Source organism: Streptomyces sp. NPDC111802 (assembly GCF_055634335.1).
Genome location: NZ_JBVKCZ010000002.1, coordinates 295,047 through 319,614, shown reverse-complemented (window position 1 = coordinate 319,614; position 24,568 = coordinate 295,047). Strand labels below are relative to the sequence as shown.

20 protein-coding genes and 1 pseudogene are annotated in these 24,568 nt (G+C 72.8%); 12 read left to right on the top strand and 9 right to left on the bottom strand.

Annotation, left to right across the window (positions count from 1 at the left end; translation table 11 throughout):
• Positions 1–4 precede the first annotated feature (4 nt).
• Complete coding sequence (locus ACZ7NC_RS03120) at positions 5–364, top strand: ArsR/SmtB family transcription factor (protein WP_471484404.1); 360 nt, start codon at positions 5–7, stop codon at positions 362–364.
• A 39-nt stretch (positions 365–403) separates the two neighbouring features.
• Here ACZ7NC_RS03120 and ACZ7NC_RS03115 read toward each other — a convergent pair whose 3' ends face one another.
• Together ACZ7NC_RS03115 and ACZ7NC_RS03110 are read right to left on the bottom strand one after the other, a co-directional pair.
• Positions 404–1,627 carry a 4-hydroxybenzoate 3-monooxygenase gene (locus tag ACZ7NC_RS03115; RefSeq protein ID WP_471484403.1) on the bottom strand — a complete coding sequence of 408 codons (1,224 nt, stop codon included), beginning with the start codon at positions 1,625–1,627 and terminating at the stop codon, positions 404–406.
• A 193-nt stretch (positions 1,628–1,820) separates the two neighbouring features.
• Positions 1,821–2,228, bottom strand: coding sequence for a CoA-binding protein (locus tag ACZ7NC_RS03110; RefSeq protein WP_471484401.1), 408 nt, complete (start codon positions 2,226–2,228; stop codon positions 1,821–1,823).
• Between the two features lie 266 nt (positions 2,229–2,494).
• Here ACZ7NC_RS03110 and ACZ7NC_RS03105 point away from each other — a divergent pair, with 266 nt between their 5' ends.
• From ACZ7NC_RS03105 to ACZ7NC_RS03075, 7 genes are all read left to right on the top strand, one after another.
• Complete coding sequence (locus ACZ7NC_RS03105) at positions 2,495–3,256, top strand: hypothetical protein (protein ID WP_471484487.1); 762 nt, start codon at positions 2,495–2,497, stop codon at positions 3,254–3,256.
• Positions 3,253–3,795: a SixA phosphatase family protein gene (locus tag ACZ7NC_RS03100; protein WP_471484400.1), complete on the top strand. Its 543-nt coding sequence runs from the start codon at positions 3,253–3,255 to the stop codon at positions 3,793–3,795. Before ACZ7NC_RS03105 ends, ACZ7NC_RS03100 begins: the two co-directional genes overlap by 4 nt.
• A 74-nt stretch (positions 3,796–3,869) precedes the next feature.
• Positions 3,870–4,496 (top strand): YigZ family protein, encoded by a 627-nt coding sequence (locus tag ACZ7NC_RS03095; RefSeq protein ID WP_471484398.1) that lies wholly within the window; start codon positions 3,870–3,872, stop codon positions 4,494–4,496.
• Between the two features lie 107 nt (positions 4,497–4,603).
• A complete protein-coding gene (locus tag ACZ7NC_RS03090; protein ID WP_471484396.1) occupies positions 4,604–5,146 on the top strand; it encodes a hypothetical protein in 543 nt (180 codons plus the stop codon).
• Between the two features lie 108 nt (positions 5,147–5,254).
• A complete protein-coding gene (locus tag ACZ7NC_RS03085) occupies positions 5,255–6,409 on the top strand; it encodes an FUSC family protein (protein WP_471484394.1) in 1,155 nt (384 codons plus the stop codon).
• Between the two features lie 235 nt (positions 6,410–6,644).
• Complete coding sequence (locus tag ACZ7NC_RS03080) at positions 6,645–7,808, top strand: exonuclease SbcCD subunit D (protein ID WP_471484393.1); 1,164 nt, start codon at positions 6,645–6,647, stop codon at positions 7,806–7,808.
• A complete protein-coding gene (locus ACZ7NC_RS03075; protein ID WP_471484391.1) occupies positions 7,805–10,873 on the top strand; it encodes an AAA family ATPase in 3,069 nt (1,022 codons plus the stop codon). The genes ACZ7NC_RS03080 and ACZ7NC_RS03075 overlap by 4 nt, the downstream gene beginning before the upstream one ends.
• Here the strand turns inward: ACZ7NC_RS03075 and ACZ7NC_RS03070 are convergent.
• A complete protein-coding gene (locus ACZ7NC_RS03070) occupies positions 10,867–11,313 on the bottom strand; it encodes an Lrp/AsnC family transcriptional regulator (RefSeq protein WP_471484390.1) in 447 nt (148 codons plus the stop codon). The two genes, ACZ7NC_RS03075 and ACZ7NC_RS03070, sit on opposite strands and share 7 nt — an antisense overlap.
• 94 nt (positions 11,314–11,407) lie before the next feature.
• Here ACZ7NC_RS03070 and ACZ7NC_RS03065 point away from each other — a divergent pair, with 94 nt between their 5' ends.
• From ACZ7NC_RS03065 to ACZ7NC_RS03055, 3 genes and pseudogenes are all read left to right on the top strand, one after another.
• Positions 11,408–11,890, top strand: coding sequence for a rhodanese-like domain-containing protein (locus ACZ7NC_RS03065; RefSeq protein ID WP_471484388.1), 483 nt, complete (start codon positions 11,408–11,410; stop codon positions 11,888–11,890).
• A gap of 57 nt (positions 11,891–11,947) precedes the next feature.
• Entirely contained in the window at positions 11,948–12,463 is a 516-nt protein-coding gene (locus ACZ7NC_RS03060; protein WP_471484387.1) for an immunity 21 family protein, read from the top strand.
• A gap of 271 nt (positions 12,464–12,734) precedes the next feature.
• Positions 12,735–13,567 (top strand): annotated as a pseudogene (locus tag ACZ7NC_RS03055) (SDR family oxidoreductase).
• A gap of 13 nt (positions 13,568–13,580) precedes the next feature.
• Here the strand turns inward: ACZ7NC_RS03055 and ACZ7NC_RS03050 are convergent.
• Positions 13,581–15,269 carry a DUF885 domain-containing protein gene (locus ACZ7NC_RS03050; protein ID WP_471484386.1) on the bottom strand — a complete coding sequence of 563 codons (1,689 nt, stop codon included), beginning with the start codon at positions 15,267–15,269 and terminating at the stop codon, positions 13,581–13,583.
• A 64-nt stretch (positions 15,270–15,333) separates the two neighbouring features.
• The gene (locus tag ACZ7NC_RS03045; protein ID WP_471484385.1) at positions 15,334–15,840 is read right to left on the bottom strand and encodes an Lrp/AsnC family transcriptional regulator; all 507 of its coding nucleotides are present in this window, start codon (positions 15,838–15,840) and stop codon (positions 15,334–15,336) included.
• A 92-nt stretch (positions 15,841–15,932) separates the two neighbouring features.
• Between ACZ7NC_RS03045 and ACZ7NC_RS03040 the strand changes: the two genes are divergently transcribed.
• Positions 15,933–17,150, top strand: a complete 1,218-nt coding sequence (locus ACZ7NC_RS03040) for a trans-sulfuration enzyme family protein (protein ID WP_471484486.1) — start codon at positions 15,933–15,935, stop codon at positions 17,148–17,150.
• 12 nt (positions 17,151–17,162) lie between these two features.
• Here ACZ7NC_RS03040 and ACZ7NC_RS03035 read toward each other — a convergent pair whose 3' ends face one another.
• The 4 genes from ACZ7NC_RS03035 to ACZ7NC_RS03020 form a co-directional block, all read right to left on the bottom strand.
• A complete protein-coding gene (locus ACZ7NC_RS03035) occupies positions 17,163–18,590 on the bottom strand; it encodes a GNAT family N-acetyltransferase (protein WP_471484384.1) in 1,428 nt (475 codons plus the stop codon).
• A 118-nt stretch (positions 18,591–18,708) separates the two neighbouring features.
• Positions 18,709–21,372, bottom strand: coding sequence for a DUF7824 domain-containing protein (locus ACZ7NC_RS03030; RefSeq protein ID WP_471484382.1), 2,664 nt, complete (start codon positions 21,370–21,372; stop codon positions 18,709–18,711).
• A complete protein-coding gene (locus ACZ7NC_RS03025) occupies positions 21,369–22,778 on the bottom strand; it encodes an SWIM zinc finger family protein (RefSeq protein WP_471484381.1) in 1,410 nt (469 codons plus the stop codon). Before ACZ7NC_RS03025 ends, ACZ7NC_RS03030 begins: the two co-directional genes overlap by 4 nt.
• Before the next feature lie 153 nt (positions 22,779–22,931).
• A complete protein-coding gene (locus ACZ7NC_RS03020) occupies positions 22,932–24,506 on the bottom strand; it encodes an alkaline phosphatase D family protein (protein ID WP_471484379.1) in 1,575 nt (524 codons plus the stop codon).
• Positions 24,507–24,568: the final 62 nt, after the last annotated feature.

The window sequence follows — 24,568 nt, the reverse complement described above, 5'->3', positions numbered from 1 at the left end:
GCGTATGAGCGCACGCATGCACCTGTCATCTGCACACGATGCGCATCCGCGCACCCCGGGCGAGGAACAGTTCGCGCTCGCCGCCGAGTTGCTCGCCCTGCTCGGCGACCGCACCCGCCTCACCCTGCTGCACGCCCTGACGACGGGAGAGGCCGACGTCACGACGCTCACGGAGGCTTGCGGCGCGGCCCGCCCCGCCGTCAGTCAGCACCTCGCCCGGCTACGTCTCGCGGGCCTGGTGAACACGCGCAAGGAGGGCCGCCGGGTGATCTACTCCCTGCGCGACGGCCATCTGCGCCGCCTCGTCGACGAGGCGCTGAACGTGGCGGACCACCGGCTCAGCGACCGGCCGCTGCACGACTGAGCGGCGGAGCCCAGCACTTCCCGGTCGGCGCCGGGCCCCTCAGCCTGCGGTCCGCCTGCCCAGGTACTGCTCGGCGAACGCCCTGGCCGCCGTCTCGGAGTCGAAGATGCGGCGGAGGCGGGCGAGGGTGGTGCCCGCGCGGTACGGGTCGCCCGACGAGGTGCCGTGGTAGACCTCGGACAGCCAGTGGGAGAACTCCTGGCAGTCCCACACCCGGTTCAGACAGGCCGCCGAGTAGCCGTCCAGACCGGTGCCGTCACCCTTCGTGAGGTGGGCCACCAGACCGTCGCCGAGGAGGAAGGCGTCGTGCAGGGCGAGGTTCATGCCCTTGGCGGCGATGGGGGCGGTCAGATGGGCGGCGTCCCCGGCGAGGAAGAGGCGGCCGAACACCATCGGTTCGACAACGTAGTTGTGCATGTCGAGGACGCGCTTCTCGATCAGCCGCCCCTCCGTCAGCGGCGGCACGCCGTTCGCCCCGAGCCGCTGCTGGAGTTCCGCCCAGACCCTGTCGTGCGACCAGTTCTCCGGGTCGTCGCCGGGCGGGCATTCCAGGTAGTAGCGGGTCACCTCGGCGCTGCGCGGCATGTGCCCGGCGAATCCGCGCGGGTGCATGCCGAACAGGACGCAGTCGGAGGACGGCGGCGCCTCGGCGAGCAGCGCCAGCCAGCCGATGCCGTAGTCGCTGCGGGAGATGCGAGCCTGGTCGGCGGCCGGCGCGGCGCGCGTGACTCCGCGCGCCCCGTCGCAACCCGCGACGAATTCGCAGTGCACGACCTGCCGTTGCCCCGTCTCCGGGCAGGTGTACGACACCGAGGGGTGGTCGGTGTCGAGGTCGTGCAGTTCCACGTCCCGCACGCCGAAGCGGATGGCCCCGCCGCGCACGTCCGCGTATTCGCGCACCAGGTCCGTCACCAGAAACTGCTGCGGGTAGACCCAGTGGTGAGTGCCCGTCAGCTCGGCGTACTCGAACCGGTAGCGCTCCCCGGCGAACCGGAACTCGCACTCGGTGTGCCGCTGGGCCCGTGCCAGCAGGTTGTCCGCCAGGCCCCGCCGCTGGAGTCCGCGTACCGCCCCCTCCTCCAGCACCCCGGCCCGCGGCCGCTGCTCGATGAACTCGCGCGTCTCGATCTCCAGGACCAGACAGTCGACGGATGCCGCCCGCAGGATGTTGCCGATGGTGAGCCCGGCCGGTCCGGCGCCCACGATGACGACCGGAAAGCGCTGTGTGGGGCTGGAGTTGGGGTGGGGGGAGGTGGAGGTCACCCGAGCATTATGCGGGCGGCCGACGCGGGGAGGGGAGGGTTCCGGGGGCGGTGGGCCGGGCCGCTGTCGTCCGGCCGCCGGTGCCTCCTGTGCGTTGTCGGGCGGCGGCCTTGAGGGGCGACGAACGGTTCCACGGAGGGCTCGGCTGCCGCCGACCTCGTTCCGTTGCGCCCGGGTGAGCGACCAGGGCCGCCTAGCCCAGGCGGGGTATTTCGATCGCCGGGCAGCGGTCCATGACCATCTCCAGGCCCGCCGCGCGCGTGCGCTCGTACGCCGCCTCGTCGATGACGCCCAACTGGAACCAGACCGCCTTGGCGCCCTTGGTGACCGCCTCGTCGGCGACCGGACCCGCGAGGTCGCTGTTCACGAAGACGTCGACCACGTCCACGTCGAAGGGGACGTCGGCCAGGGAGGCGTACCCCGGCTCACCGTGGACCGTCTCCGCCTTCGGATGGACCGGCACGATGCGCTTGCCGTAGCGCTGCAGCACATCGGCCACCCCGTACGCCGCCCGCCGCTGGTTCGACGACAGGCCCACGATCGCCCAGGTGTCGCCCAGTTCGGTGAGGATCTTGCGAACCACCGCGTCGTCGCCGTACACCACTGGCCTCCTTGTGCTGCGCGGAACAGCCGTCCAACTGTCGTCACCAGCCACAACGGACGACGGATCCCCAGGATTCCCCGCGACACGCCCAACCTCCGACTTTCCGCGCCACCCCGCACCGCACTCCTGTCCGGGCGGGCCGGTGCGCAGTACCGTTCGGGCAGTCCGCACGGCAGGGGGTGGAGATGCCCGGTTACGACACCGATGACCAGCGCACTCCGGACGGGACCGACTCCCGCCACGCCGCGGGCGAAGCCGACCGGATGGCTGCGGACGACCGCGCCTGCGCCTACGCTCGCTCCGTGCTGCGCATCATCGACGACCGAACGGGCCAGCCCGTCGACGCCGCGCCCGCCCGCCGGGGCCTGACCCGCGTCGAGGCGCATACGGAGGGCTTCGACGTCACCGCCCTGCGCGTGCTGCTGGCCGCCGACCTCCTCGTCCGTGCCCTGGAACTCGGCGGTACGCCGGTCTGGGCACTGCTCGACGAGGAACGGCAGCAGGCGGAGCTCCGGGCCGGCGCCGCGGCGCTGGGCATCCGGCCCTTCGAGGACGGCCGGGACGCCACCGCGGGCCTGGGCGAGGCACAGGTCATCCACGTCGTGCGCGAGGGCGGCGGCGCGGAACCCGACGGCGTACGGCTCGCCGTCGCGCCGGTCCACTCGGAGGCGCCCCCAGAAGAAGCCGATCCGGTTGCGCTGCGCCTCGGCCTGCTCTCCCGGCGCAGAAGCGTGCCCGTAGAGCTCGACGCTGCTGCTCTCGCCGACGCCCACGACACGCTCCTACGCTGGCGCCGTGCCGTCGCCGCATGGGCGCGGCAGCCCTCGCGGCCCATCCCCGACGAGGTCCGGGCGGAGCTGCGCACCGCCTGGGAGGCCGACCTCGACGTGCCCGGGGTGCTCGGAGTGCTGCGCTGGGTGGAGACCGCGCCCGACATGCCGGACGGAGCCCGCTTCGAGACGTACGCCTACGCCGACCGCCTCCTCGGCCTCGACCTCACCCGCGACCTGGGAGGCCTGGAGTGACCGCACGTTTCGGAGCGGGCCCGCTGCGCCGGCTCATCGTCCTGCGGCACGCCAAATCCGCCTGGCCGGACGGCGTCGCCGACCACGAACGCCCGCTCGCCCCGCGCGGCCGTAGGGACGCCCCCGTCGCGGGCCGGATGATCGCCGACGCCGACTGTCTGCCGGACCTCGCGGTGTGCTCCACCGCCGTACGCACCCGCGAGACCTGGCAACTGGCCTCCGCCCAGTGGGGCACCCCGCCCCCGGTGCGCCATGACCCGCGGCTGTACGCGGCGGACGTGCCCGACCTGCTGGAGGTCGTCCACGAGACCTCCCCCGAGGTCGGGTCGCTGCTCCTGGTCGGGCACAACCCCGGCCTGGAGGAACTCGTCCTCGAACTCGCCGGGGACGGTCTCGACGACACCCTGGACGAGGTCCGCACGAAGTTCCCCACGTCGGCCATCGCCGTACTGGCCTGGCACGGCACCACCTGGCGGGACCTCGCGCCCGGGACGGCGTTGCTGACGGGCGTGATGGTGGCCCGGGGCAAGAAGAAGTGAGGCGGCGGCGGGCACGCGCGCGTGCCCGTACCTCCCGCGCGGGCCGACGTGGACGCTCCGCATAGGCTGGCCGGATGCCGGACGAGTACCGCACAGTCGCCCACGCGGGCGTGCACGAGACCGAGGTCAACCGCTCACGCTTCATCTGTGCGCTCGCCCCGGCGGCCACCGAGCGGGAGGCCCAGGACTTCCTCGCCGCCGTCCGCAAGGAGCACGCGGACGCCACCCACAACTGCTGGGCCTACGTGATCGGCGCCGACGCCTCGATCCAGAAGGCCGGCGACGACGGGGAACCGGGCGGCACGGCCGGGGTGCCCATGCTGCAGATGCTGCTGCGCCGCGACATGCGCTACGTCGTCGCCGTCGTCACCCGCTACTACGGCGGCGTCAAGCTCGGCGCAGGCGGCCTCATCCGGGCGTACGGCGGGGCCGTCGGCGAGGCGCTGGACGCGCTCGGCACACTCACCCGGCGCCGCTTCCGGCTGGCCACCGTGACGGTCGACCACCAGCGCGCGGGCAAGGTGCAGAACGACCTGCGGTCGACCGGGCGCCAGGTGCGGGACGTGCGGTACGGGGAGGCGGTCACGATCGAGATCGGTCTGCCGGACGCCGATGTGGAGGCCTTCCGGGCGTGGCTCGCCGACGCGACGGCGGGGACGGCCGGGTTCGAGCTCGGGGGAGAGGCGTACGGGGACGCGTGAATCTGTCCCTTCCCGTCCCGGATCAGGTGTGACTCCGGTTCGTGCGTGCTGGCCCGCCCGGGAACGGGTACTCGCCGAGTCGGCCCGCGATCGCGAAGGGACACGTCATGAGCAACCGAACGGGCTCCGACACCCGGCACGTCGTCTCCGCCCAGGGCGGCGGTACGTCCTACCTGGGCATCTACCTCAACGACCATCTCGCCGGTGCCACCGCCGGAACCGACCGGGCTCGCCACCTCGCGCGCTCGGACGGCGGTTCCCCCCTCGTCGAGGTGCTGGCGCCCATCGTCGACGAGATCGCCGAGGACCGGGCCAGCCTGATCCGCATCATGCGGCTGCTCGGTGTCCCGGTGCGGCACTACAAGGTCTACGCGGGCCGGGCGGCCGAGCGGGTGGGGCGGCTCAAGAGCAACGGTCACCTCGTACGCCGTTCCCCGCTCAGCACGCTGTGGGAGCTGGAGGCGCTGCGGCTGGGCGTCGAGGGCAAGGCCGCCGGGTGGGAGACGCTCCGCATGCTCGCCGACACCGACGAGCGCCTCGACCCGCGGCTGCTCGACGACCTCCTTGCCCGGGCCCGGCGACAGCAGAGCACGCTGGAGGAACTGCGCCGAAAGCAGGCCGAGACGGCGTTCCAGGACGCCGGTTCGTGACTGGCCGCAATCCGGCCATCGGCCAAGGCGAAAGGCCCTGATTGTCGGGAAGGTTGGAAGGTTCCGAAGGGTCGGAATTCATCCTCGCAGGTGTGGCACCCGGCCGGTATGCAGGCGATGCGTGGAGCGGTGCCGGCCGTCCGGCAGCTCATCAGGACGGCGGGAGAGACCGCCCGGCTGGCGTGGGAGCGGCCGGGTCGTGAGCGGGATCTGGCGGTTCAGGCCCTCAAGGCGGCGCTGGCCGCGTGCGTGGCCTGGGCCGTGGCGGGCTGGTGGCTGAAGGCGCCGATGGCGTTCGTCGCGCCGTGGGTGGCGGTCGTGCTGGTGGAGTCGACGGTCTACCGGTCGATCGCGCATGGGCTGCAGCAGTTGGCGGCCATCGCCACCGGGACGGTGGTGGCCACGGGCGTCGCCCTCATGCTGGATTCCCCGATGGCGGCGATGGGGCTGGTACTGCCGGCGGTGGTGCTGATGGGTAGCTGGCGACGCCTGGGCAGCCAAGGCATCTACGCGGCAACGGGAGCCCTGTTCGTTCTGACCGGGGGCCCGGTCACCCTCGCCGGGTCGGCGGCCCGGATCGCGGAGGCGGTCTTCGGTGCCCTGGTGGGCATCGCGGTCAACGCCCTGATCCGGCCTCCGGTCTATCTGCGCAGCACCCACGTCGCGCTCCAGGACGCGGCCCGCGAGGCGCAGGAGATCCTGGACGCGGTGGCGGACCGGCTGACCGCCGACGAATGGGACGCCCGGGCGGCAGCGGCCCTGCACGAGCGGGCGCTGCGGCTGTTCCGTCTCGTGGAGCAGGCCCGCTCCGCGGTCGGCTGGAGCCGGGAGAGCCTGCGCGCCAATCCCCTGCCCCCGGGCCGTGCCCTGGCTCCTCCCGGTCAGGACTACGACGACGCGGTCACCGTCCTCGACTATGTGGCCGTCCACACCACAGGCGTCACCCGCGCGGTACTGGAGGCCAGTGACGTCGATCGGCCGGAACCGCGACCGGGCCCGGCGGTCGCCGAGTCCTACGCGGAGTTCCTGCGCAACAGCGCCCGCGCGATCCGGCTCTACCCCCAGAGCCGGTTCTCCCCGGGCGATCACGACCGGCACGCGGAGCACGAGCTGCGCGAGGTCGTCGACGACATGGTCGACGCGCTGGACGCACTGCGGGCGAGACTGCGCGGCGGGGTGCTCGAAGACCCCGAGGCGCTGGCCACCCACGGCACACTGCTCGCGCAGGCGCACCGCCTGGCCGACCAACTGGTCACGCGCTGAGCGCGCACCGCGCGAGTAATGCCACGGGGCTCATGACTTAGCAGGCGTGACTCATCAGGCGTGACTCATCAGGCGTGACTCATCAGGCATGACTTATCGGGCATGACTTATCGGGCATGCAGCCCATAACCTGTCAAGTCCGCGCCGTGAACAGGTGGGTGCAGGAACGTTCATGACGGGGCGATACGGGAGTAACCGCCCGTGCTGTCAGACCCGGCCGTTAGTCTCGGGGATCATGAGACTGCTGCACACTTCCGACTGGCATCTCGGCCGGGCGTTCCACCGGGTCAACATGCTCGGTGCCCAGGCCGAGTTCATCGGCCACCTCGTCACGACCGTGCTTGAGCGCGGCGTGGACGCGGTGGTCGTGTCGGGAGACGTGTACGACCGGGCGGTGCCGCCGCTCGCCGCGGTCGAGCTGTTCGACGATGCCCTGCACCGGCTCGCCGACCTCGGTGTGCCGACGGTGATGATCTCCGGCAACCACGACTCGGCGCGCCGGCTCGGCGTGGGCGCGGGCCTGATCGGCCGCGCGGGCGTCCATCTGCGGACCGAGCCGTCGGCGTCCGGCACGCCGGTCGTGCTCCAGGACGACTTCGGCGACGTGGCGTTCTACGGCCTGCCCTATCTCGAACCGGCCCTGGTGAAGGACGAGTTCGGCGTGGAGAAGGCCGGGCACGAGGCCGTGCTCGCCGCCGCCATGGACCGGGTGCGCGCCGACCTCGCCACACGCGCGCGTGGCACACGGTCGGTGGTCCTCGCGCACGCCTTCGTCACCGGGGGCGAGGCCAGCGACAGCGAGCGGGACATCACCGTGGGCGGAGTGGCCGCGGTGCCGGCCGGAGTCTTCGAGGGCGTCGACTACGCGGCGCTGGGGCATCTGCACGGCTGCCAGACGATCACCGAGCGCGTCCGCTACTCGGGCTCGCCGCTGCCGTACTCCTTCTCCGAGGCCGACCACCGCAAGAGCATGTGGCTCGTCGACCTGGACGCCGACGGAGCGGTCACGGCCGAGCGGGTCGACTGCCCGGCGCCGCGTGCGCTGGCCCGGATCCGGGGGACGCTGGAGGACCTGCTCGCCGATCCGGGGCTCGACCGGCACGCGGAGGCGTGGGTCGAGGCGACCCTCACGGACACGGTGCGACCGGCGGACCCCATGGTCCGCCTCACCGAGCGCTTCCCGCACACGCTCAGCCTCGTCTTCGATCCCGAGCGGGCGCCGGACGATCCCGACGTGTCCTATGCGCGGCGGCTGGCGGGCCGCAGCGATCAGGAGATCGCGGAGGACTTCGTGGCGCATGTGCGCGGAGCAGGGCCCGACGCGCACGAACAGGGCGTGCTGCGGGACGCGTTCGACGCGGTGCGGGCCGACGACGTCGTACGGGAGGTGGCGCGATGAGGCTGCATCGCCTCGACGTGACGGCGTTCGGGCCGTTCGGCGGCTCACAGAGCGTCGACTTCGACGCGCTGTCGTCGGCCGGCCTGTTCCTGCTGCACGGACCCACCGGCGCCGGCAAGACCTCCGTCCTGGACGCCGTCTGCTACGCGCTCTACGGTTCCGTGCCGGGCGCCCGGCAGAGCGGCCAGGGCATGACCCTGCGCAGCGACCACGCCGCGGCCGGCACCCGCACCGAGGTCCGCCTCGAACTGACCGTGGCCGGACGCCGGTTGGAGATCACCCGGCAGCCGCCCTGGGAGCGGCCGAAGAAGCGCGGCTCGGGCACGACGCTCGACAAGGCACAGACCTGGCTGCGCGAGTACGACACGCAGGCCGGGAGCTGGAAGGACCTCAGCCGCTCGCACCAGGAGATCGGCGAGGAGGTCACCCAGCTGCTCGGCATGAGCCGCGAGCAGTTCTGCCAGGTCGTGCTGCTGCCCCAGGGCGACTTCGCCCGCTTCCTGCGCGCCGACGCGGAGGCCCGCGGCAAGCTGCTGGGCCGCCTCTTCGACACGCACCGGTTCGCCGAGGTCGAGAAGCGCCTCGCCGAGCGCCGACGGGCCGCCGAGGCCCAGGTGCGCGAGGGCGACGCGGCACTGCTGGCCGACGCGCACCGCATGCAGCAGGCGGCGGGCGACGCCATGCCCCTGCCCGACCTCGCACCGGGCGAGCCCGGCCTGGCCGACGCCATCCTCGGTGCCGCCGCCGTCGCCCGCAGCACCGCCCGCGAGCAGCTGACCGTCGCCCACTGCCGCCTCCTGGCCGCCGAGTCCGCCCAGGCCGCCGCCGACCGCACCCTGGGTGACGTACGCGAAGTGGCCCGGCTTCAGCGGCGGTTCGCCGAGGCGCAGGGGCGGGCCCGGCTGCTGGAGGAGCGGGCCGACGCCCATCGCGAGGCGCAGGCGCGCATGGAGCGGTCCCGCAAGGCCGAGGCGGTGGCCCCCGCACTGGAGCTACGGGAGGCCGCCGACGCGGAGCACCGGCAGGCGGCCGCCGCACAGGCACGCGCGCGCGGGCTGATGCTGGGCGTGTTCGGCGGGGGAGGGGCGGGGCTCCGGCCCGGCGGCGATCTCGGCATCGACCAAGCCGCCTTCCAGCCTCAGGGTGCTCTCGCCGAAGCCGGTGCCGCCGGGCTCGCCGCCGCCGCGCGGCGGCTCGCCGAGGAGCTGGGCGGGCTGGAGTCCGCTCGTCGCGGCGAGCGGCGGCTGGCCGAACTCGTCGCGGAGCGCGCGGACCTGGACCGCCAAGAGCGGGCGGACGACGACGTCCGGCTGGATGCGGAGGCCTGGCTCGCCGGGTGGGAGGAGACCCGGGCCGGACTCCAGGCGCGTATCGAGTCCGCGCAGGACGCCGCCAACCGCGCCGACCAGCTGGCCGTGCAGCGCGAGCCCGCGCGGCAGCGGCTCGCCGCCGCGCGGCTGCGCGACCAGCTGGCCGGTGACACGGACACGGCCGCGCGACAGGCGACCGAAGCCCAGGAGCAGGCGCTCAAGGCCAAGGAGCACTGGCTGGACGTCAAGGAACAGCGGCTGAACGGCATCGCCGCCGAACTCGCCGCACAGCTCGAGGACGGCGAACCCTGTGCCGTCTGCGGCGCCGTCGACCACCCCGCACCCGCCCGCAAGGACGTCGGACACGTCGACCGGGAAGCCGAGGAGCGGGCCCTGGCCGCCTACCAGCGCGCGGAGGAAGGGCACGCCGAGGCAGAACGGCGCCTGGGCGTCGTGCGCGAAGCCCTGGCCGCGGCCACAGCCGAGGCCGGCGACATGCCGACAAGTCGACTCGCCCAGGCGGCCGACGAGTTGGAGCAGCAGTACACAAAGGCCCGAAGGGACGCCTCCGCGCTGCACTCCGCCCACGAGGAGCTGCGGCGGGCCGAGTCGGAACACGAGCAGCGCACCTCCGCCCACCAGCAGGCGGAGGTCCGGGCCGCCGCCCGGGTCGGCCACCGCGAGCGACTGGACCGTGAGAAGGCCGCCCTGGAAACGGAGTTGGCGCAGGCCCGCGGCACCGCCGACAGCGTCGCCGCGCGGGCCACGCAACTGGAGCGTCAGGTCGCACTGCTCACCGACGCCGCCGACACCGCGCGCGTCGCCGAGGACACCGCCCAGCGGCTCAAGGACGCCGACGCCCGCCTCGCCGACGCCGCCTTCCGCGCCGGCTTCGACACCCCGCAGGCCGCGGCCGCCGCCCTCCTCGACGACGCCGCGCACCGCGATCTGCAACGACGGCTGGACGCCTGGCAGTCCGAGGAGGCCGCCGTCCGCGCCGTCCTCGCCGAAGCCGACACGGCGGCCGCCGCCCAGCAGCCGCCCGCCGACCTCGTGACAGCGGAGCGCACCGCTTCCGACGCCGCCCAGCGGGCCCGCGACGCCGCCTCCGCGCGCGACGCCGCCGCCCGCCGCTGCACCGAACTCGACCGGCTGTCCGCCCGCGCGAGTGCCGCCGTACGCCAACTCGCCCCGCTGCGCACCGAGTACGACCGCGTGGCCCGCCTCGCCGCACTCGCCGCGGGCACCTCCGCGGACAACGAACGCAAAATGCGTCTGGAGTCGTACGTGCTGGCGGCCCGCCTGGAACAGGTCGCCGCCGCCGCGACCGTACGGCTGCGGCGCATGTCGTCCGGCCGCTACACCCTCGTCCACTCCGACGGCCGCACCGGCCGCGGCCGCAGCGGTCTCGGACTGCATGTCGTCGACGCCTGGACCGGCCGCGAGCGGGACACCGCGACCCTCTCGGGCGGCGAGACCTTCTTCGCCTCCCTCGCCCTCGCCCTCGGCCTCGCGGACGTCGTCACCGACGAGGCGGGCGGTGTCCGCCTCGACACCCTCTTCATCGACGAGGGTTTCGGCAGCCTCGACGAACAGACCCTCGACGAGGTCCTCGACGTCCTCGACTCACTGCGCGAGCGTGACCGCAGCGTCGGGATCGTCAGCCATGTCGCCGATCTGCGCAGACGCATCCACGCGCAGCTGGAGGTCGTGAAGGGGAGGTCGGGGTCGGTGCTGCGGCAGCGGGGTCACTGACCGAGAGGGCGTCGCGGCAGCGGCGACGAATAGACCACGTTCGTCGTCACCGAGCCCAGGGTGCCGATCTTGCCGGAGATCTCCTCCAGGTGCCGCATCGAGCGGGCCGCGACCTTGATCACGAAGCAGTCGTCGCCCGTGACGTGGTGGGCCTCCAGGATCTCGGGCGTGGTGGCGACCAGGTCATGGAAGGGCTTGTAGTTGGCGTTGGGGTAGCGCAGGCGCACGAAGGCCAGGATCGGCAGGCCGAGCCGGTCCGGGTCCACCACCGCGGCGTAGCCCTGGATGACGCCCGCCTCCTCCAGCCGCCGCACCCGCTCCGTCACCGCGCTCGGGGACATGGACACGGCACGGGCCAGCTCGGCGAAGCTGGCGCGTCCCTCGCGCTGGAGGACGTCGAGGATGCGCCAGTCGGTGGCGTCCGGGGAAAACGTGGTCATGGGCGAGAGATAGCAGGGGAATCACCGGTGACTCAAGGGGAGCGCCGGGGGTTCCTTGTTCAAGGAGTGGATCATCGGCCATAGGTTGGTGGGCATGACGACCGCTGCCACCACCGCCAACCCCGTCCTGCGCATCGCGCCCGCCGCGCCCGCCGAGGCCGCCGCCCACTTCCGTGCGAGCCTCGCCTTCCACGCCGACGTGTCCGACGTCGCCGCCGCGCTCGCCGCAGGCGGCGACCCCGGATTCGTCGTCGTGGACTCCCGGTCCGCCGAGTCCTGGGACCAGGGCCACATCCCGGGCGCGATCCACCTGCCCACCGCCCTCATCCCCGAACAGGCCGAGCAACTCCTCGACAAGTCCGTGCCCGTGGTGACGTACTGCTGGGGCCCCGGCTGCAACGGCGCGACCCGCGCCGCCCTCGCCCTCGCCGAACTCGGCTACCGGGTCAAGGAGATGCTCGGCGGCTTCGAGTACTGGGCGCGGGAAGGCTTCGAGTTCGAGACCTGGCAGGGACGTGAGCGCCGTGCGATCGATGCGCTGACGGCACCGGTTGACTCGGGCAACTGCGGCTGCTGAGGCGCCCGTCGGACACGGTGGACTGGTCAGTCCGCTGGGCGTGTAGGTTCTGCTGCCATGGTGAGATACGCGGATCCGGGCGCCGTGGAGTGGATCGAGTCGGGCGGCGGCCCCCTGATAGCCGTACCGGAGACGGTGCTGCCGTTCTGGGCGGGCGCCGACGGCGACGAGACGGCCTCGGACTACGACCGGGCCTGCGAGGTCGACGGATCCGTCGGCCTGCTGCCCGTGGGAGACAGCGCGGCGCTGGTGTTCGGTGACGAGCCCGCCTCGACCTCCTATCTGCCCGACCACGGCATCTTCGTACGGTGGTGCGCGGCCGACTCCGAGGAGGAGCTGCTGGCCACGGTCCCGGGCGCGCTCACCTCGGCGGACTGGGGACACGAGGTGCGCTGGAAGGTGCCGGGGACGGTGGTGCTGTTCGACTCGGCCTGGCCCGGACCGGAGACGGAGCGGACCGAACATCTGCGGGTGGCCCTCGAGCCGGGCGCGTACGCCGTGCGCGCCGCCCAGGTGCAGCCCGGCCCGGAGACCTGGCTCGGGCTCGTCCAGCTTCGTCGGCTGCGGGACTGACACGCCCCGGCGTCTGACGCATTGGCAGGCCCGGCGTCTGCCGCACTGACAGCTCCGCCGGCCGCAGCATTGATCCGAAGGGCTCAGCGCGAGAAGCCCAACGGGCCTGGCGCGAGAAGTCCGACCGGCCCGGCGTGAGCAGTCCGTCGGGCCTGGCGTGAGAAGTCCGACCGGCCTTGCATGAGAAGTCCGACGAGCCTGGCCTGGGTCCGACCGGCCTAGTGCGAAAAGGACGTGCGTCGGACCCGCCCGTTCCCCATCATGATCTGCCATGCCCCGACCCCCGCACCCCGCCCCCGAAGACCTCCGCCGCGACCCGCTGCCCCTGCGGGGACGTACCGCGCTGGTGACTGGCCAGCAGACGCGCGGGCATCGGTCATGCCGTGGCCCGGCGGCTCGCCGCCTACGGAGCGAGCGTCTATCTGCACCACCATGTGCCGCACGACGCCGCCATGCCCTGGGGCGCCGACCGGCCCGAGGCGGTCCTCGCCTCCGTGCGGGAGGCGCTCGGCGATCCCGATGCCCAGGTCCTCGCGGGTCCCGGCGACCTCTCCGACCCGGCCGCCCCCCGCCGAACTGATCGCCACGGCCGCCGCGGCGCTCGGCGGACGGCTCGACATCCTGGTCGCCAACCACGCGGTCAGCGGCTCCGACGGCACGCTCGACGACATCGATGCCGCCATGCTCGACACGCACTGGGCGGTCGACACACGTTCGGTGCTGCTGCTGGTGCAGGCCCATGCCCGGCTGCGGCCGGCCGGTCCCGGTGGCCGGGTGGTGATGATGACCTCCGGCCAGGACATCGCCGGCGGTATGCCCGGCGAGATCGCCTACGCGCTGCAGAAGGGTGCCCTCGCCTCCATCACCCGCTCCCTGTCGACCACGCTCGCGGAGCAGGGGATCACGGTGAACACCGTCAACCCGGGCCCCGTCGACACGGACTACCTGACCGGCGAGGCGTACGACGCCGTCGCGGCATGCTTCCCCGCGGGCCGCTGGGGCATGCCGGACGACCCGGCCCGCCTCGTCGCCTGGCTGGCGACGGACGAGGCGGGCTGGATCACCGGTCAGGTCATCGACTCGGAGGGCGGATTCAGACGCTGATCACACGGCGGACTCAGAGCACGGACAGCTCGTCCACCAGATCGTCCAGGCCCAGGGAGCCCTGGGACAGGGCTGCCATGTGCCACGCCTTGAGGTCGAAGGCGTCGCCGTGCCGCTCGCGCGCCTTCTCGCGGCCGAGCAGCCAGGCCCGCTCGCCCAGCTTGTAGCCGATCGCCTGGCCCGGAATCGTCAGATACCGGGTCAGCTCGCTCTCCACGAAGTCCGCCGGACGGCTGCTGTGCGCGCCGAAGAACTCCTGCGCCAGCACGGGAGTCCAGCGCTCGCCCGGGTGGAAGGGGGAGTCGGCCGGGATCTCCAGTTCCAGGTGCATGCCGATGTCGACGATGACCCGGGCCGCCCGCATCATCTGCGCGTCGAGGTAGCCGAGCCGGTGCTCCGGGTCGGTGAGGAAGCCGAGCTCGTCCATGAGCCGCTCCGCGTACAGCGCCCAGCCCTCGGCGTTGGCGCTGACCCCGCCGATGGTGGCCTGGTAGCGGGAGAGGTTACCGGCGACGTACGTCCACTGCGCGAGCTGGAGGTGATGGCCGGGCACGCCCTCGTGGTACCAGGTCGAGACGAGGTCGTAGACGGGGAATCGGGTCTGTCCCATCGTCGGCAGCCAGGTGCGGCCCGGACGTGAGAAGTCCTCCGACGGGGAGGTGTAATACGGCGCCGCCGCACCGCCGGGCGGGGCGATGCACGACTCCACCTTCCGCACCGGCTCGGCGAGTTCGAAGTGCGTGCCGTCCAGCTTCTCGATCGCCTCGTCCATCAGGCCCTGGAGCCACTCGCGGACCTCGTCGACGCCCTCGATGTGATGGCCGTGCTCGTCGAGGTGCGCCAGCGCCACCCACGGCGTCGCGGCGCCCGGCAGGATCTTCTCGGCCTCCTTCTTCATCTCGCCGAGGAGACGGTGGTACTCGGCCCAGCCGTATGCGTACGCCTCGTCGAGGTCGAGGTCGATGCCGTTGAAGTAGCGGGCCCAGCGGGCGTAGCGCTCGCGGCCCACCGTGTTCGGCGCGCCCTCGACCGCCGGCGCGTACACGTCGCGCATCCAGTCGCGCAGCTCCACCACGGCGGCCGTCGCTCCGCGCGCGGCCTCGTCCAGCTCCGTGCGCAGCGAGTCCGGTCCGGCCGAGGCGAAGTCCTCGAACCAGCCCCGTCCCTCACCGGTGTCCGCCCACTCGGTGAGCTGCTCGACGAAGGTGGCGGTCGGGCGCGGCGCCGCGTACAGCTTGCGCTCCAGGCCGAGCGCGAGGGCCTCGCGGTAGCCCGCGTACGCGGTCGGTACCGCGCGCAGCCGCTCGGCGATCGCGGCCCAGTCCTCGTCGGTCTGGTTCGGAGTGACCGTGAAGATCTCGCGCACCGAGTGCGCGGGCGTGGCCATGTTGCCGACCGCGCGCAGACCCTCGTCGGCCTCGTGCACGGCGAGTTCCGCGGTCAGCCGCTCGCGCAGCAGGCGCGCGCACCGGCGCTCGATGTCACTGTCCGCGCCGGGTCGGCGTTCGGCCTCGTCGAGCCGGGCGAGCGTGGCCCGCTGGAGCTGTGCGAGCGCCTCCTGGCCCGCGGGGGAGAGGTCGGGGAGCTTGCCCGAACTCTCCTTCACGCCGAGATACGTACCGGTGACCGGGTCGAGGGCGATGAGCTCGTCGACATACGCGTCGGCGACCTCACGGGGAAGCGGGCTGTTGGTCTCAGACATGCGGTCCATCCTCATACGGCGACCACTGCCGCGTCAGCCCGGTTTCACCGGGCGTTGTCCCAAGTCAGGCCGATTTCGCTGAGGGCGTGCTTCCCGGCGCGTCGGGTGGCAGCAGCGGACCGCAGTCCCACTGCTGGAAGATCAACCGTGTCTCCACCCGCGCCACTTCACGCTGCGACGTGAACTCGTCGAGCACCAGCCGCTGCAGATCCGCCATGTCCGCGACGGCGACATGGACGAGGTAGTCGTCCGGCCCGGTGAGATGGAAGACGGTCCGCGACTCCGGCAGCGCCCGGATCCGGTCCACGAACGGCCCCACCAACTCCCGCCGATGCGGCCTGACCTGCACGGACAACAGCGCCTCAAGCCCTCGCCCGAGTTTGGCCGGATCCAGCCTGAGCTGATGTCCGAGGATCACGCCCGAACGCCGCATCCGCGTCACCCGGTCCAGACACGTCGACGGCGCGACCCCGACCTGCGCGGCGAGGTCGCGATAGGTGGTCCGGGCGTCGTTCTGCAGGAGCCTCAGCAGATGCAGATCGACCGGATCCAGTACGACAGATTCGGCCATTGGTCGAACGTAACACGGGATTCGCACACCTGATCCCGGCCGCTGTTCACTCTTCCGCCATGGACCCAGCGATCAGGGAGGCGTACGACCGCATGCACGGGTACGACGACGCACGCACCGCACCGAGAGCACTCGCCACCGAGGCCGTGCACGCCGGCCGTGACGACCTCGCCCGGCAGGGCCTGCACGCCCCGCCGATCGACCTGTCGACCACCTACCCCTCCTACGACAGCCGCGGCGAGGCCGCCCGTATCGACGCGTTCGCCACGACCGGCGCCGAGCCGGACGGCCCGCCCGTCTACGGCCGCCTGGGCAACCCGACCGTCGCCCGCTTCGAGACGGCCCTGGCCCGCCTGGAGGGCTCCGAGGCCGCGGTCGCCTTCGCCAGCGGGATGGCGGCGCTGAGCGCGGTTCTACTCGTACGGGCCTCGATGGGCCTGCGCCATGTCGTCGCCGTACGTCCGCTGTACGGATGCAGCGACCATCTGCTCACCGCCGGACTGCTGGGCTCGGAGGTGACCTGGACCGACCCCGCCGGGATCGCGGAGGCGCTACGCCCGGACACCGGCCTGGTGATGGTGGAGTCCCCGGCGAACCCGACCCTCGCCGAAGTCGACCTGCGGGCCGTGGCCCACGCCTGTGGCTCCGTCCCCCTGCTCGCGGACAACACCTTCGCCACGCCCGTGCTCCAGCGCCCCGCCGAGCAGGGCGCCCGGCTGGTGCTGCACAGCGCCACCAAGTACCTCGGCGGGCACGGGGACGTGATGGCGGGCGTGGTGGCCTGCGACGAGGAGCTCGCGGGGCGGCTGCGGCAGGTGCGGTTCGCCACGGGCGGCGTGCTGCATCCGCTGGCCGGCTATCTGCTGCTGCGAGGCCTTTCGACCCTCCCGGTCCGGGTGCGGGCGGCGTCGGCGACCGCCGCCGAACTCGTCGGCCGCCTCGCCGCCGACCCGCGTGTCGCCCGCGTCCACTATCCGCGCATCGGCGGCGCCATGATCGCCTTCGAGGTGCACGGCGACCCGCACGAGGTGATCGCCGGCGTCCGGCTGATCACCCCCGCCGTCAGCCTCGGCAGCGTCGACACCCTCATCCAGCACCCGGCGTCCATCAGCCACCGCATCGTGGACGCGGACGACCGCCGGGGCGCCGGGGTCAGCGACCGGCTGCTGCGGATGTCGGTGGGCCTGGAGGACGTGGAGGATCTGTGGACCGACCTGGATCAGGCATTGGGGACGCGGCAGCGCTCCTCCAGGGGCGCGGCGAACCGCGCGGCCGGCCACAACGAGCCTGCAGTGGCCGGCCGACCATGACTTCTGCGGCGCTCAGGTCATCCCCAACTCACCCGCACTCGACAGCCGTTCCGAGACTGGCTCCTCCCGCGGCGCATCCAGCCGCGCGGTGATGACCAGGGTCCCCTCCTCGATCTGATAGTCGAGGGGGAGGCCCAGCCCACGCATCGCGGCCACCATCCCGGTGTTGGACGCCTGCGTCACGGCGTACACACTCGCGCAGCCCGCCTCGACCGCCATCGCCACCAGCCGGCGCAGCAACTCCGCGCCGATGCCGCACCGCTGCCACGCGTCCTCGACCAGCAGCGCGACCTCCGTCTCGTCGCCGTCCCACAGCAGATGGCCGAGGCCGACGACGCGCCCCGACGCGGTCCGCACGGCGAGCGTGCGGCCGAAGCGCGGGCTGAGGAGGTGGTTCAGATAGCGGTCCGCGTCACCGATCGGGCCGTGGTAGCGCATCCCGAGCGTCCGTGTCGAGCAGCGCTCGTGCATCTCCTTCGCGGCCTGGAGATCACCGACGTCCGCGCGGTGCACGGTGATGTCGTTGCCCTTGGGCAGCGTCAGCACGTCCTGGCTGCGCGGCACGCGCGGGCCGAGCCGGGCGTCCAGCTCCACCAGCGCCCGCGCCCGCGCGAACTCGGTCGGCGTGAACGGCAGATACGGCCGCTCCACAGTGATCACTCCGCCTTCGGGTGCCCGCAGCCGCATCACGGTGTCCTCCAGTGCTCCTTCCACCGGCACCGCCTGGGGTGCCCGGCCGCCCACGGCAGGCACCGCGGGCAGCGACCGGATGGTGCACCTGCCCAGCAACTGCCGTAGTGCCAGCGGCAGTTCCGCCGCGTCCAGGGCGGTGCGGGTGGCGAGGCCCAGCACCCGGGTCGGCGCGTCCACCAGGTCATGGGCGTCGGCCCGCTCGAGCCAGGTGCCGTCACCGCCGGCCGCCGAGACCGCCCGCATGAGATCGGCGGCCGTGAGCCCGCCGGGCGCGCGCAGCAGGAACTCGTCCACCGTGCCCTCCGCCAGCGGATGCGTCTGAAGGCTGAGGATGTCGACCCGCAGCTCGGCGAGCGCCACGCACAGCGCGGCCAGCGATCCCGGTTCGTCCCTCACCGTCGTCCGCATCCGCCACAGCGCACCCTCCTCGGAGACCGGGGCGCTCGTCTCCCGCGGCTGGCTCGACGGCCCGGTCGGCTCCTCGGAGCGCGGCCGGGCACCGGTATCGCTCGTCGGGGGTGCGTGACCGTGGCGACGTGTCCGCCATGCGTGGAACCCCGCCGTGGCGACCAGCAGCGCCGCCGAGGTGAGCAGCAGGGCCGGTGTGCCGGGCCCGTGCCCATTCAGGATCGCCTCGGCCACCGCCACCGCCGACAGGACCGCGGCGAGTTCAACGGCATTGCGCCGCCAGTGGTGGACCGGACGTCCGTGCCTCGCGCGCGTCACATCAGATATGTCTCGACTCATGCACCCACTGTGAAGGAACGGTGTTGCGTGATCACGAACGCTTTGTGACCGGGCGGTAAAGAGCGCCTATGTCGTTTTTGTGACTTTTTCAACTGTGTGAGATGGAACCACCGCCTCGTCACGCGGCCACGTCCTCCACCAGCGCGCTGTGCAGTCGCCGGGCCTGCGCCACGATCCGGGACGTGCCCCGGCGCTCCGCCGTGCCCGCCAGGTGCGGCAACTCCTCGCGTGCCCCCGTTCGTTCGGCGCATTCCGCCGCGACGGCCAGGAGGTCGGCGAGTCCCCGTGCCGGAGCGGTCGCCGCACCGGTCGCGAGGTCCGCGAGCAGAACGGGCAGGGTGTGTCGCAGTACTCCCCAGACGGTGGTGTGCGCCCCCGTCGCCACCGCCGTCCGCGCCGAGTCCACGAGCCGCGACGGCTTCACCGCACCGCGTCGCACCAACTGCCCCAGATCCGCGCCCAGTCGGTCCCCGTCGAGCTGCCCGCGCGCCGCGAGCACCAGCAAGGCGTCCACGGCGGCGAGCCGGTCCTCCGGATGCCGTGCGCCCAGCCCGTACGCCAGGCACAGGTGCACCGCCTCACCGGCCTCGCCGCCCGACTCGGCCAGCTGCGGCAGGATCGCCGCCTCGCCGCGGGTGTCGTCCACGGCGACCGCCGAGAGCTCGACCAGCATCCTCACGGCCACGAGCTCGCGCTGCTCGGGCAGCAGGGCGAGCCAGTGCGGCCGCATGGTGTCGTTCCAGTGGTAGCAGTGCCAGCGGTCCCGGAAGACGCTCACGGGCCGTCCCAACGAGTCGAACTCGGGCGGGAAGTCACCTCGCAGCTCGGCGATCTCCCCGGACTCGACGAGTATGCGGTCTTTCGCGGTCTGCCGCCGGTATGTCGGTGCGGCGGGACCGCCGGCGGTCAGCCACCGGGCGAGGCGCGTCCCCTCCGCGGTGCCCAGCGCTGCCGCCCGCTCCGCAGCTGCCTCGGCCGCCGCGCGGTCGCCGCGTCGGACCCGCAGCAGCGCCTGCGCGAAGTCCGTCGCCGACACCCGTGCCCCCAGGCGCCTGTACTCGTCGAGACGTGCCACCAGCTCGTCCGGCTCCAGCAGTCCGGTGCCCCAAGTGGGTGTGGACAGCAGAAGCGGCAGCGGCTCGGTGCGGATCCGATACGCCAGCTCCCAGATGCGGGCCTCGAAGGCGCGGACGAGCGGGCCGTGGCCACAGCCGCCGGTGACGGTCGTGCCGCGCCGGAGCGTGTTGTGGAGCGTCGAGGTGGGCACCTGCCTGCGCAGCGTCGCCAGGAGGAGTTCGAGACCGTGCGCCGCGTTGAACAGGCCGTGGCGTCCGATGAAGTAGTCGTCCACGCTGAACGCGAACCGCGGATTCTGCTCGTCCCGCCAGCGCTGGGCGACGACGGGTTCCAGCGCCTCCAGCAGCGCGTCCCGGTCGCGGTAGGTGTGCCGCACGAGCCCGTCCAGGGTCCGCTCGAACACCGCCACGTCACCGCCGGAGGCGAGCAACGCCCCGACCTCTTCGGCGAGTTCCGCCGCCGACTCGGGCGCGGGCGCCAGCCGCGCCGGCGCCGGCGCGGGAGGCAGGACCTCCTCGTACGTGACCGGCTCCGACGCCACGGGGGACGCCCCCAGGCTCTGTGCCGCACGCTTGCGCAGGGTCGGGATCAACTGGTCGGCGGCCGAGGCGAGTTCCTCCCGTACCTCGGCGGTGCGGATCTTGCGGACATGCCGCTCCACCAGCTTGAGCGCCCGCTCCTGCACGTCCGAGTCCTCGTGCCCGAACGCCTGGGCGGCGGCGGGCAGCAGCTCATCGGTGGTGGACGCGTCCCGGGCGATCACCTTGCCCAGCAGGACCAGCTGGGCGCGTACGAGCTTCTTCTCGGTGCGGAACAGGACCGCGCCCGACATCTCGACCAGCTGATGCGCGGTCAGTTCACCGTCCAGGGCCAGCGACGCGAGCACCGACTGCGCATGCGCCGCCACGACGGACGCGGCGTCGGCGGCCAGGGCCAGCCAGTCGGCCGTGTGCTCCCGCTCCTCGTCCCGGGTGAGGGCGAGCGCCTGGAGCATGCGCAGGAACACCCGGTGGTCGGCGACCGGACCGCCCCGCAACAACCGGGCCAGGCACGCGTCCACCGTCGCCCTGCGGTCCAGCACCCCTTCGACGGTGAGTCCCGCGAGCGACTCGGTCCAGCTGTTCGGACCCTCGACGGCGGTCCATGCCAGTCGGCTGCCGATGTCGTCCGTCTCGAAGAGCGCGGCCGTGAGCTGCGCGAGGTGCGGGTCCTTGCGCAGCCGGGCCAGGACCGTGTCGCCGCGCTGCCAGACGTGCCCGATGTGCTCCACCCAGCCGTGGACGTAGGCCTCCGTCGTGGGCACCTCGCAGCCGGAGAGCCGGACCAGACCCGCCATCAGTTCGTACGGCACGCTCGCCGTCAGCGGTCGCTCGGCGATCCGGTGCGCCACATCGCCGAGCCAGGCCGGGGCCCGGTCGCCAAGGACATCGATCAGCACACCGGGCGACGCCGGCCACCAGCGCATATCGGCGGCGGCCAGCCAACCCGCCACACCGGCCGCGCCGGTCTGGCACGCGACCCCAGCCGCATGCAGGGCGGGATAGGCGAGACGAGCCTGCGGGGTCCACTGGTCCGCCCTCAGTTCCTTGCGCAGGGCCTTCAACTTCGGGAAGCACGCTCGCCGTTCGGCGTCGGACATCCCGTCCAGGAGGCTCACCACCTCGGCCGTCCGTCCCGCCCGTACCGCGTCCATCAGTGAAGTCATCGTGCGTCCCCCTCGACTCGTGCCATGTCCCGCTCCGTCGCGGCGACACCGCGCCGCGCCATCCGCACCGCGAGCGCGTGCTTGCACGGCCCGCGCCCGCCCCGGTACTTCGCCCACCACAGACAGCTGCAGCTGAGCACACCCGCCTCGTCCCGCACGCGGTGCACATGTCCGTCCTCGGCCGTCACCGTCCCCATGGCGCCGTCCAGGGCCACCGCGCCCGCCGCCACCAGCGCCCGCGCCGAGCGCAGCCGAGGGTTGTGGCGCTCCACGCGCTCGGCGTCGTACGGCAGTTCGCGGTGGAAGTAGGCCGCCTCCGCAGTGTCGTAGCCGACCCGCCCCGATGTGCCGAGGCGGATCAGGGCCGCGCGGACCCGCTCCGGTGTGAGCCCAGACGCCGCGGCCAGGTCGGCGACATCGACGCGGGGGTCCCACGCGAGGAGCACCGCGATCAGCTCCGCGTCCTCGGCGGCCTCGTCCGTCGCGAGCGCGTCCAGGACGCCGCCCTCGCCGGAGAAGCCGCGTGAGGCGTCGGGGGAGAGCGTCAGCGTCAGCCGCATGCCCGGCAGGACCACCTCCCAGGCGCTGGCCATGGCGGCTGCACCGCCGGTGACAGAGGGTCCGTACACCCGCAGAGCGGTGGCATGGCGCAGCACCCGCTGGAGCGCGACCAGCCGCTCGGGGCCCGGCAGGCACACCGCGCCGGGCACCGCGCGGGTGGTCGGCCGCAGTCCGCCGGCCGAGGGCACCACCCACCGCGGGCCGACCGAGGCGCCGCGTGCCCCACCGCGCGGCAGCGCCCGCAGGAACCGCACCGCCTCTGCGGCCGGCAGCTCCGCCCGCAGATCGAAGCCGGCCGCTGTCACCTGTGCCTCGGCGAAGCCGCGCAGCCAGCGGTCCGGGAGCGGCACCTTCTTTTCCACGACCGGACCGTCCAGCGTGGTCACCGCCAGTTCCTCGGGGCCCACCCGCAGATGGAGCGGATCGTCCGAGCCGATCCTGGACAGGGCCTCGCGCAGCGGGTTGTTGACGTCCACGTTCGTCGTTCCGTGTCCCACCTCGCCGCCGTCCAGGCCGGGCTCCAGCACGTCCAGGCGGGCGTACACCCCGCAGCAGCCGGAGAAGGACTCGAAGCGCAGCCGGTCGCCGTTGCCGGTCACCACCGGGTCCAGCGAGGCCCGCAGCTGGCGCTGGTAGTACCGCGCCGCCGCCACGTCGGCCACCGCGAGCAGCGCGGCCGACGCCACCTGAGGGGACGTCAGGAAGCCCGCGAAGAACTGCGGGTGGTCACGCACTCCCGAGGGCGTCGCACCCCGCGAGGTCTCAAGTCCCAGCCGCTGTCCACTCACTGCGGACTCCAGCACGGAGGGTTGCCGATAGGCCACGGCCTGCAAAGATCGCGTCATGGAAAAACCGTAGAGGCGACCACTGACAATCGGCGCTGACCTGCGAAAACCCCCTGACGGCGGGCGAGTTCGCGAGCGTCGGCGCCCCACCATGCGACTGCCGCGCACCAGGGGATGACTCAGGTGCGCGGCACTGTCACGAGCGTACGGGACCTACTGGCCGACGCGTCCCGGCTGAAGCACCTTGGTGAACAGCACCGTGCCGTCTTGCTCCCGCAGCCGCACCGTCAGCTCACCGCTGTGGCCGTCGATGTCGACCTCGCCGAAGAACTGGTAGCCGCCCGCGGGGGAGACGTTCGCGGTGGTCGGCGCCTTCACGAACACCCGCTCCGGACCGAACGTGTCGTCGAGCGCGTTGGCCGGGAAGGCACCGGCGTTGAGCGGACCCGAGACGAACTCCCAGAACGGCTCGAAGTCGGTGAAGGCCGCCCGCGACGGCTGGTAGTGCTGGGCCGAGGTGTGGTGGACGTCGGCGGTCAGCCACACCGTGCCGGTGATCCGCCGGTGCTTGATGAACCGCAGCAGCTCGGCGATCTGCAGCTCACGGCCGAGCGGGGCGCCCGGGTCGCCCTGGGCGACGGCCTCGATGTTCGGCTTGCCGTCGCCGGTGTCCGGCACGACCAGGCCCAGCGGCATGTCCGAGGCGATCACCTTCCACACCGCCCGGGAACGGGCCAGTTCGCCCTTGAGCCACTTCAGCTGTTCGGCGCCCAGGATGCCCTGCGCGTCGGTGGTCTGGTCGTCCGTCGAGTTGGCGTTGCGGTAGGTGCGCATGTCCAGCACGAACACGTCGAGCAGCGGCCCGTGGTGCACCGTGCGGTACACCCGGCCGTCGGGGCGGCGCAGCGTCGAGATGGGGAAGTACTCCGAGAACGCCTGCCGGGCGCGTGCGGCCAGGACGTCGACGCTCTTCTCCGTGTAGCGGGAGTCGCCGAGGATCTCGCCGGGGTACCAGTTGTTGGTCACCTCGTGGTCGTCCCACTGGATGATCGACGGGACCTGGGCGTTGAACCGCTTGAGGTTGTCGTCGAGCAGGTTGTACCGGAAGTTGCCGCGGAACTCGGCGAGGGTCTCGGCGACCTTGGACTTCTCCGCGGTGGTGATGTTCCGCCAGGTGCTGCCGTCGGGCAGGGTCACGGACGACGTGATCGCTCCGTCGGCGTAGATGTTGTCGCCGCTGCACAGGAAGAAGTCCGGGTCCAGCCTGCCCATCGCGTTGTAGATGGTGTAGCCGCCGAAGTCGGGGTTGATGCCCCAGCCCTGCCCGGCGAGGTCGCCGGACCAGACGAACCGGACACCGTCGCGCCGCCGCGCGGAGGCGGTGCGGAAGGTGCCGGTGACCGGCTCGCCGGTGCGGCGCGGGTCGTCCGGGTCGGCGAGCAGCACGCGGTAGTGGATCTGCTCGCCGGACGGCAGGCCGCGCAGCGGGGTCGTGCCGGTGAAGTCCGTGTCGGCGCCGAGCAGCGGGCCGTGCCATCTGCGCGCGTTGCGGAACGACTCGGTCGCGGACGTCTCGACGATCATCCGGGCCGGACGGTCCGAACGCACCCACACCAGCCCCGAGTCGCAGGTCACGTCGCCGGTCTGCACGCCCCAGCCCGCCTTGGGGCGCCCCGAGAGGGCGAACGCCGGTGCCGAGCCGAGGGCCGTGGGCAGGGTGAGGGCCGCCGACGCGGCGAGCGAGCCGCGCAGGACGCTGCGGCGGGCCGGGAACGGACGGTGTGACATGGGAGGCCTCCAGAGGCGGGATCCGGCCAATGAGCAGTGCCACAACTACTGGTGCGCCGCAG

Excerpts from the sequence above, each read along its gene's own strand:
- ACZ7NC_RS03120 (WP_471484404.1), top strand. The coding sequence starts at position 5 with ATGAGCGCACGCATGCACCTGTCATCTGCACACGATGCGCATCCGCGC.
- ACZ7NC_RS03105 (WP_471484487.1), top strand. The coding sequence starts at position 2,495 with ATGGCTGCGGACGACCGCGCCTGCGCCTACGCTCGCTCCGTGCTGCGC.
- ACZ7NC_RS03095 (WP_471484398.1), top strand. The coding sequence starts at position 3,870 with ATGCCGGACGAGTACCGCACAGTCGCCCACGCGGGCGTGCACGAGACC.
- ACZ7NC_RS03090 (WP_471484396.1), top strand. The coding sequence starts at position 4,604 with ATGAGCAACCGAACGGGCTCCGACACCCGGCACGTCGTCTCCGCCCAG.
- ACZ7NC_RS03085 (WP_471484394.1), top strand. The coding sequence starts at position 5,255 with ATGCAGGCGATGCGTGGAGCGGTGCCGGCCGTCCGGCAGCTCATCAGG.
- ACZ7NC_RS03080 (WP_471484393.1), top strand. The coding sequence starts at position 6,645 with ATGAGACTGCTGCACACTTCCGACTGGCATCTCGGCCGGGCGTTCCAC.
- ACZ7NC_RS03075 (WP_471484391.1), top strand. The coding sequence starts at position 7,805 with ATGAGGCTGCATCGCCTCGACGTGACGGCGTTCGGGCCGTTCGGCGGC.
- ACZ7NC_RS03070 (WP_471484390.1), bottom strand. The coding sequence starts at position 11,313 with ATGACCACGTTTTCCCCGGACGCCACCGACTGGCGCATCCTCGACGTC.
- ACZ7NC_RS03065 (WP_471484388.1), top strand. The coding sequence starts at position 11,408 with ATGACGACCGCTGCCACCACCGCCAACCCCGTCCTGCGCATCGCGCCC.
- ACZ7NC_RS03060 (WP_471484387.1), top strand. The coding sequence starts at position 11,948 with ATGGTGAGATACGCGGATCCGGGCGCCGTGGAGTGGATCGAGTCGGGC.
- ACZ7NC_RS03050 (WP_471484386.1), bottom strand. The coding sequence starts at position 15,269 with ATGTCTGAGACCAACAGCCCGCTTCCCCGTGAGGTCGCCGACGCGTAT.
- ACZ7NC_RS03045 (WP_471484385.1), bottom strand. The coding sequence starts at position 15,840 with ATGGCCGAATCTGTCGTACTGGATCCGGTCGATCTGCATCTGCTGAGG.
- ACZ7NC_RS03040 (WP_471484486.1), top strand. The coding sequence starts at position 15,933 with ATGCACGGGTACGACGACGCACGCACCGCACCGAGAGCACTCGCCACC.
- ACZ7NC_RS03035 (WP_471484384.1), bottom strand. The coding sequence starts at position 18,590 with ATGAGTCGAGACATATCTGATGTGACGCGCGCGAGGCACGGACGTCCG.
- ACZ7NC_RS03030 (WP_471484382.1), bottom strand. The coding sequence starts at position 21,372 with ATGACTTCACTGATGGACGCGGTACGGGCGGGACGGACGGCCGAGGTG.
- ACZ7NC_RS03025 (WP_471484381.1), bottom strand. The coding sequence starts at position 22,778 with ATGACGCGATCTTTGCAGGCCGTGGCCTATCGGCAACCCTCCGTGCTG.
- ACZ7NC_RS03020 (WP_471484379.1), bottom strand. The coding sequence starts at position 24,506 with ATGTCACACCGTCCGTTCCCGGCCCGCCGCAGCGTCCTGCGCGGCTCG.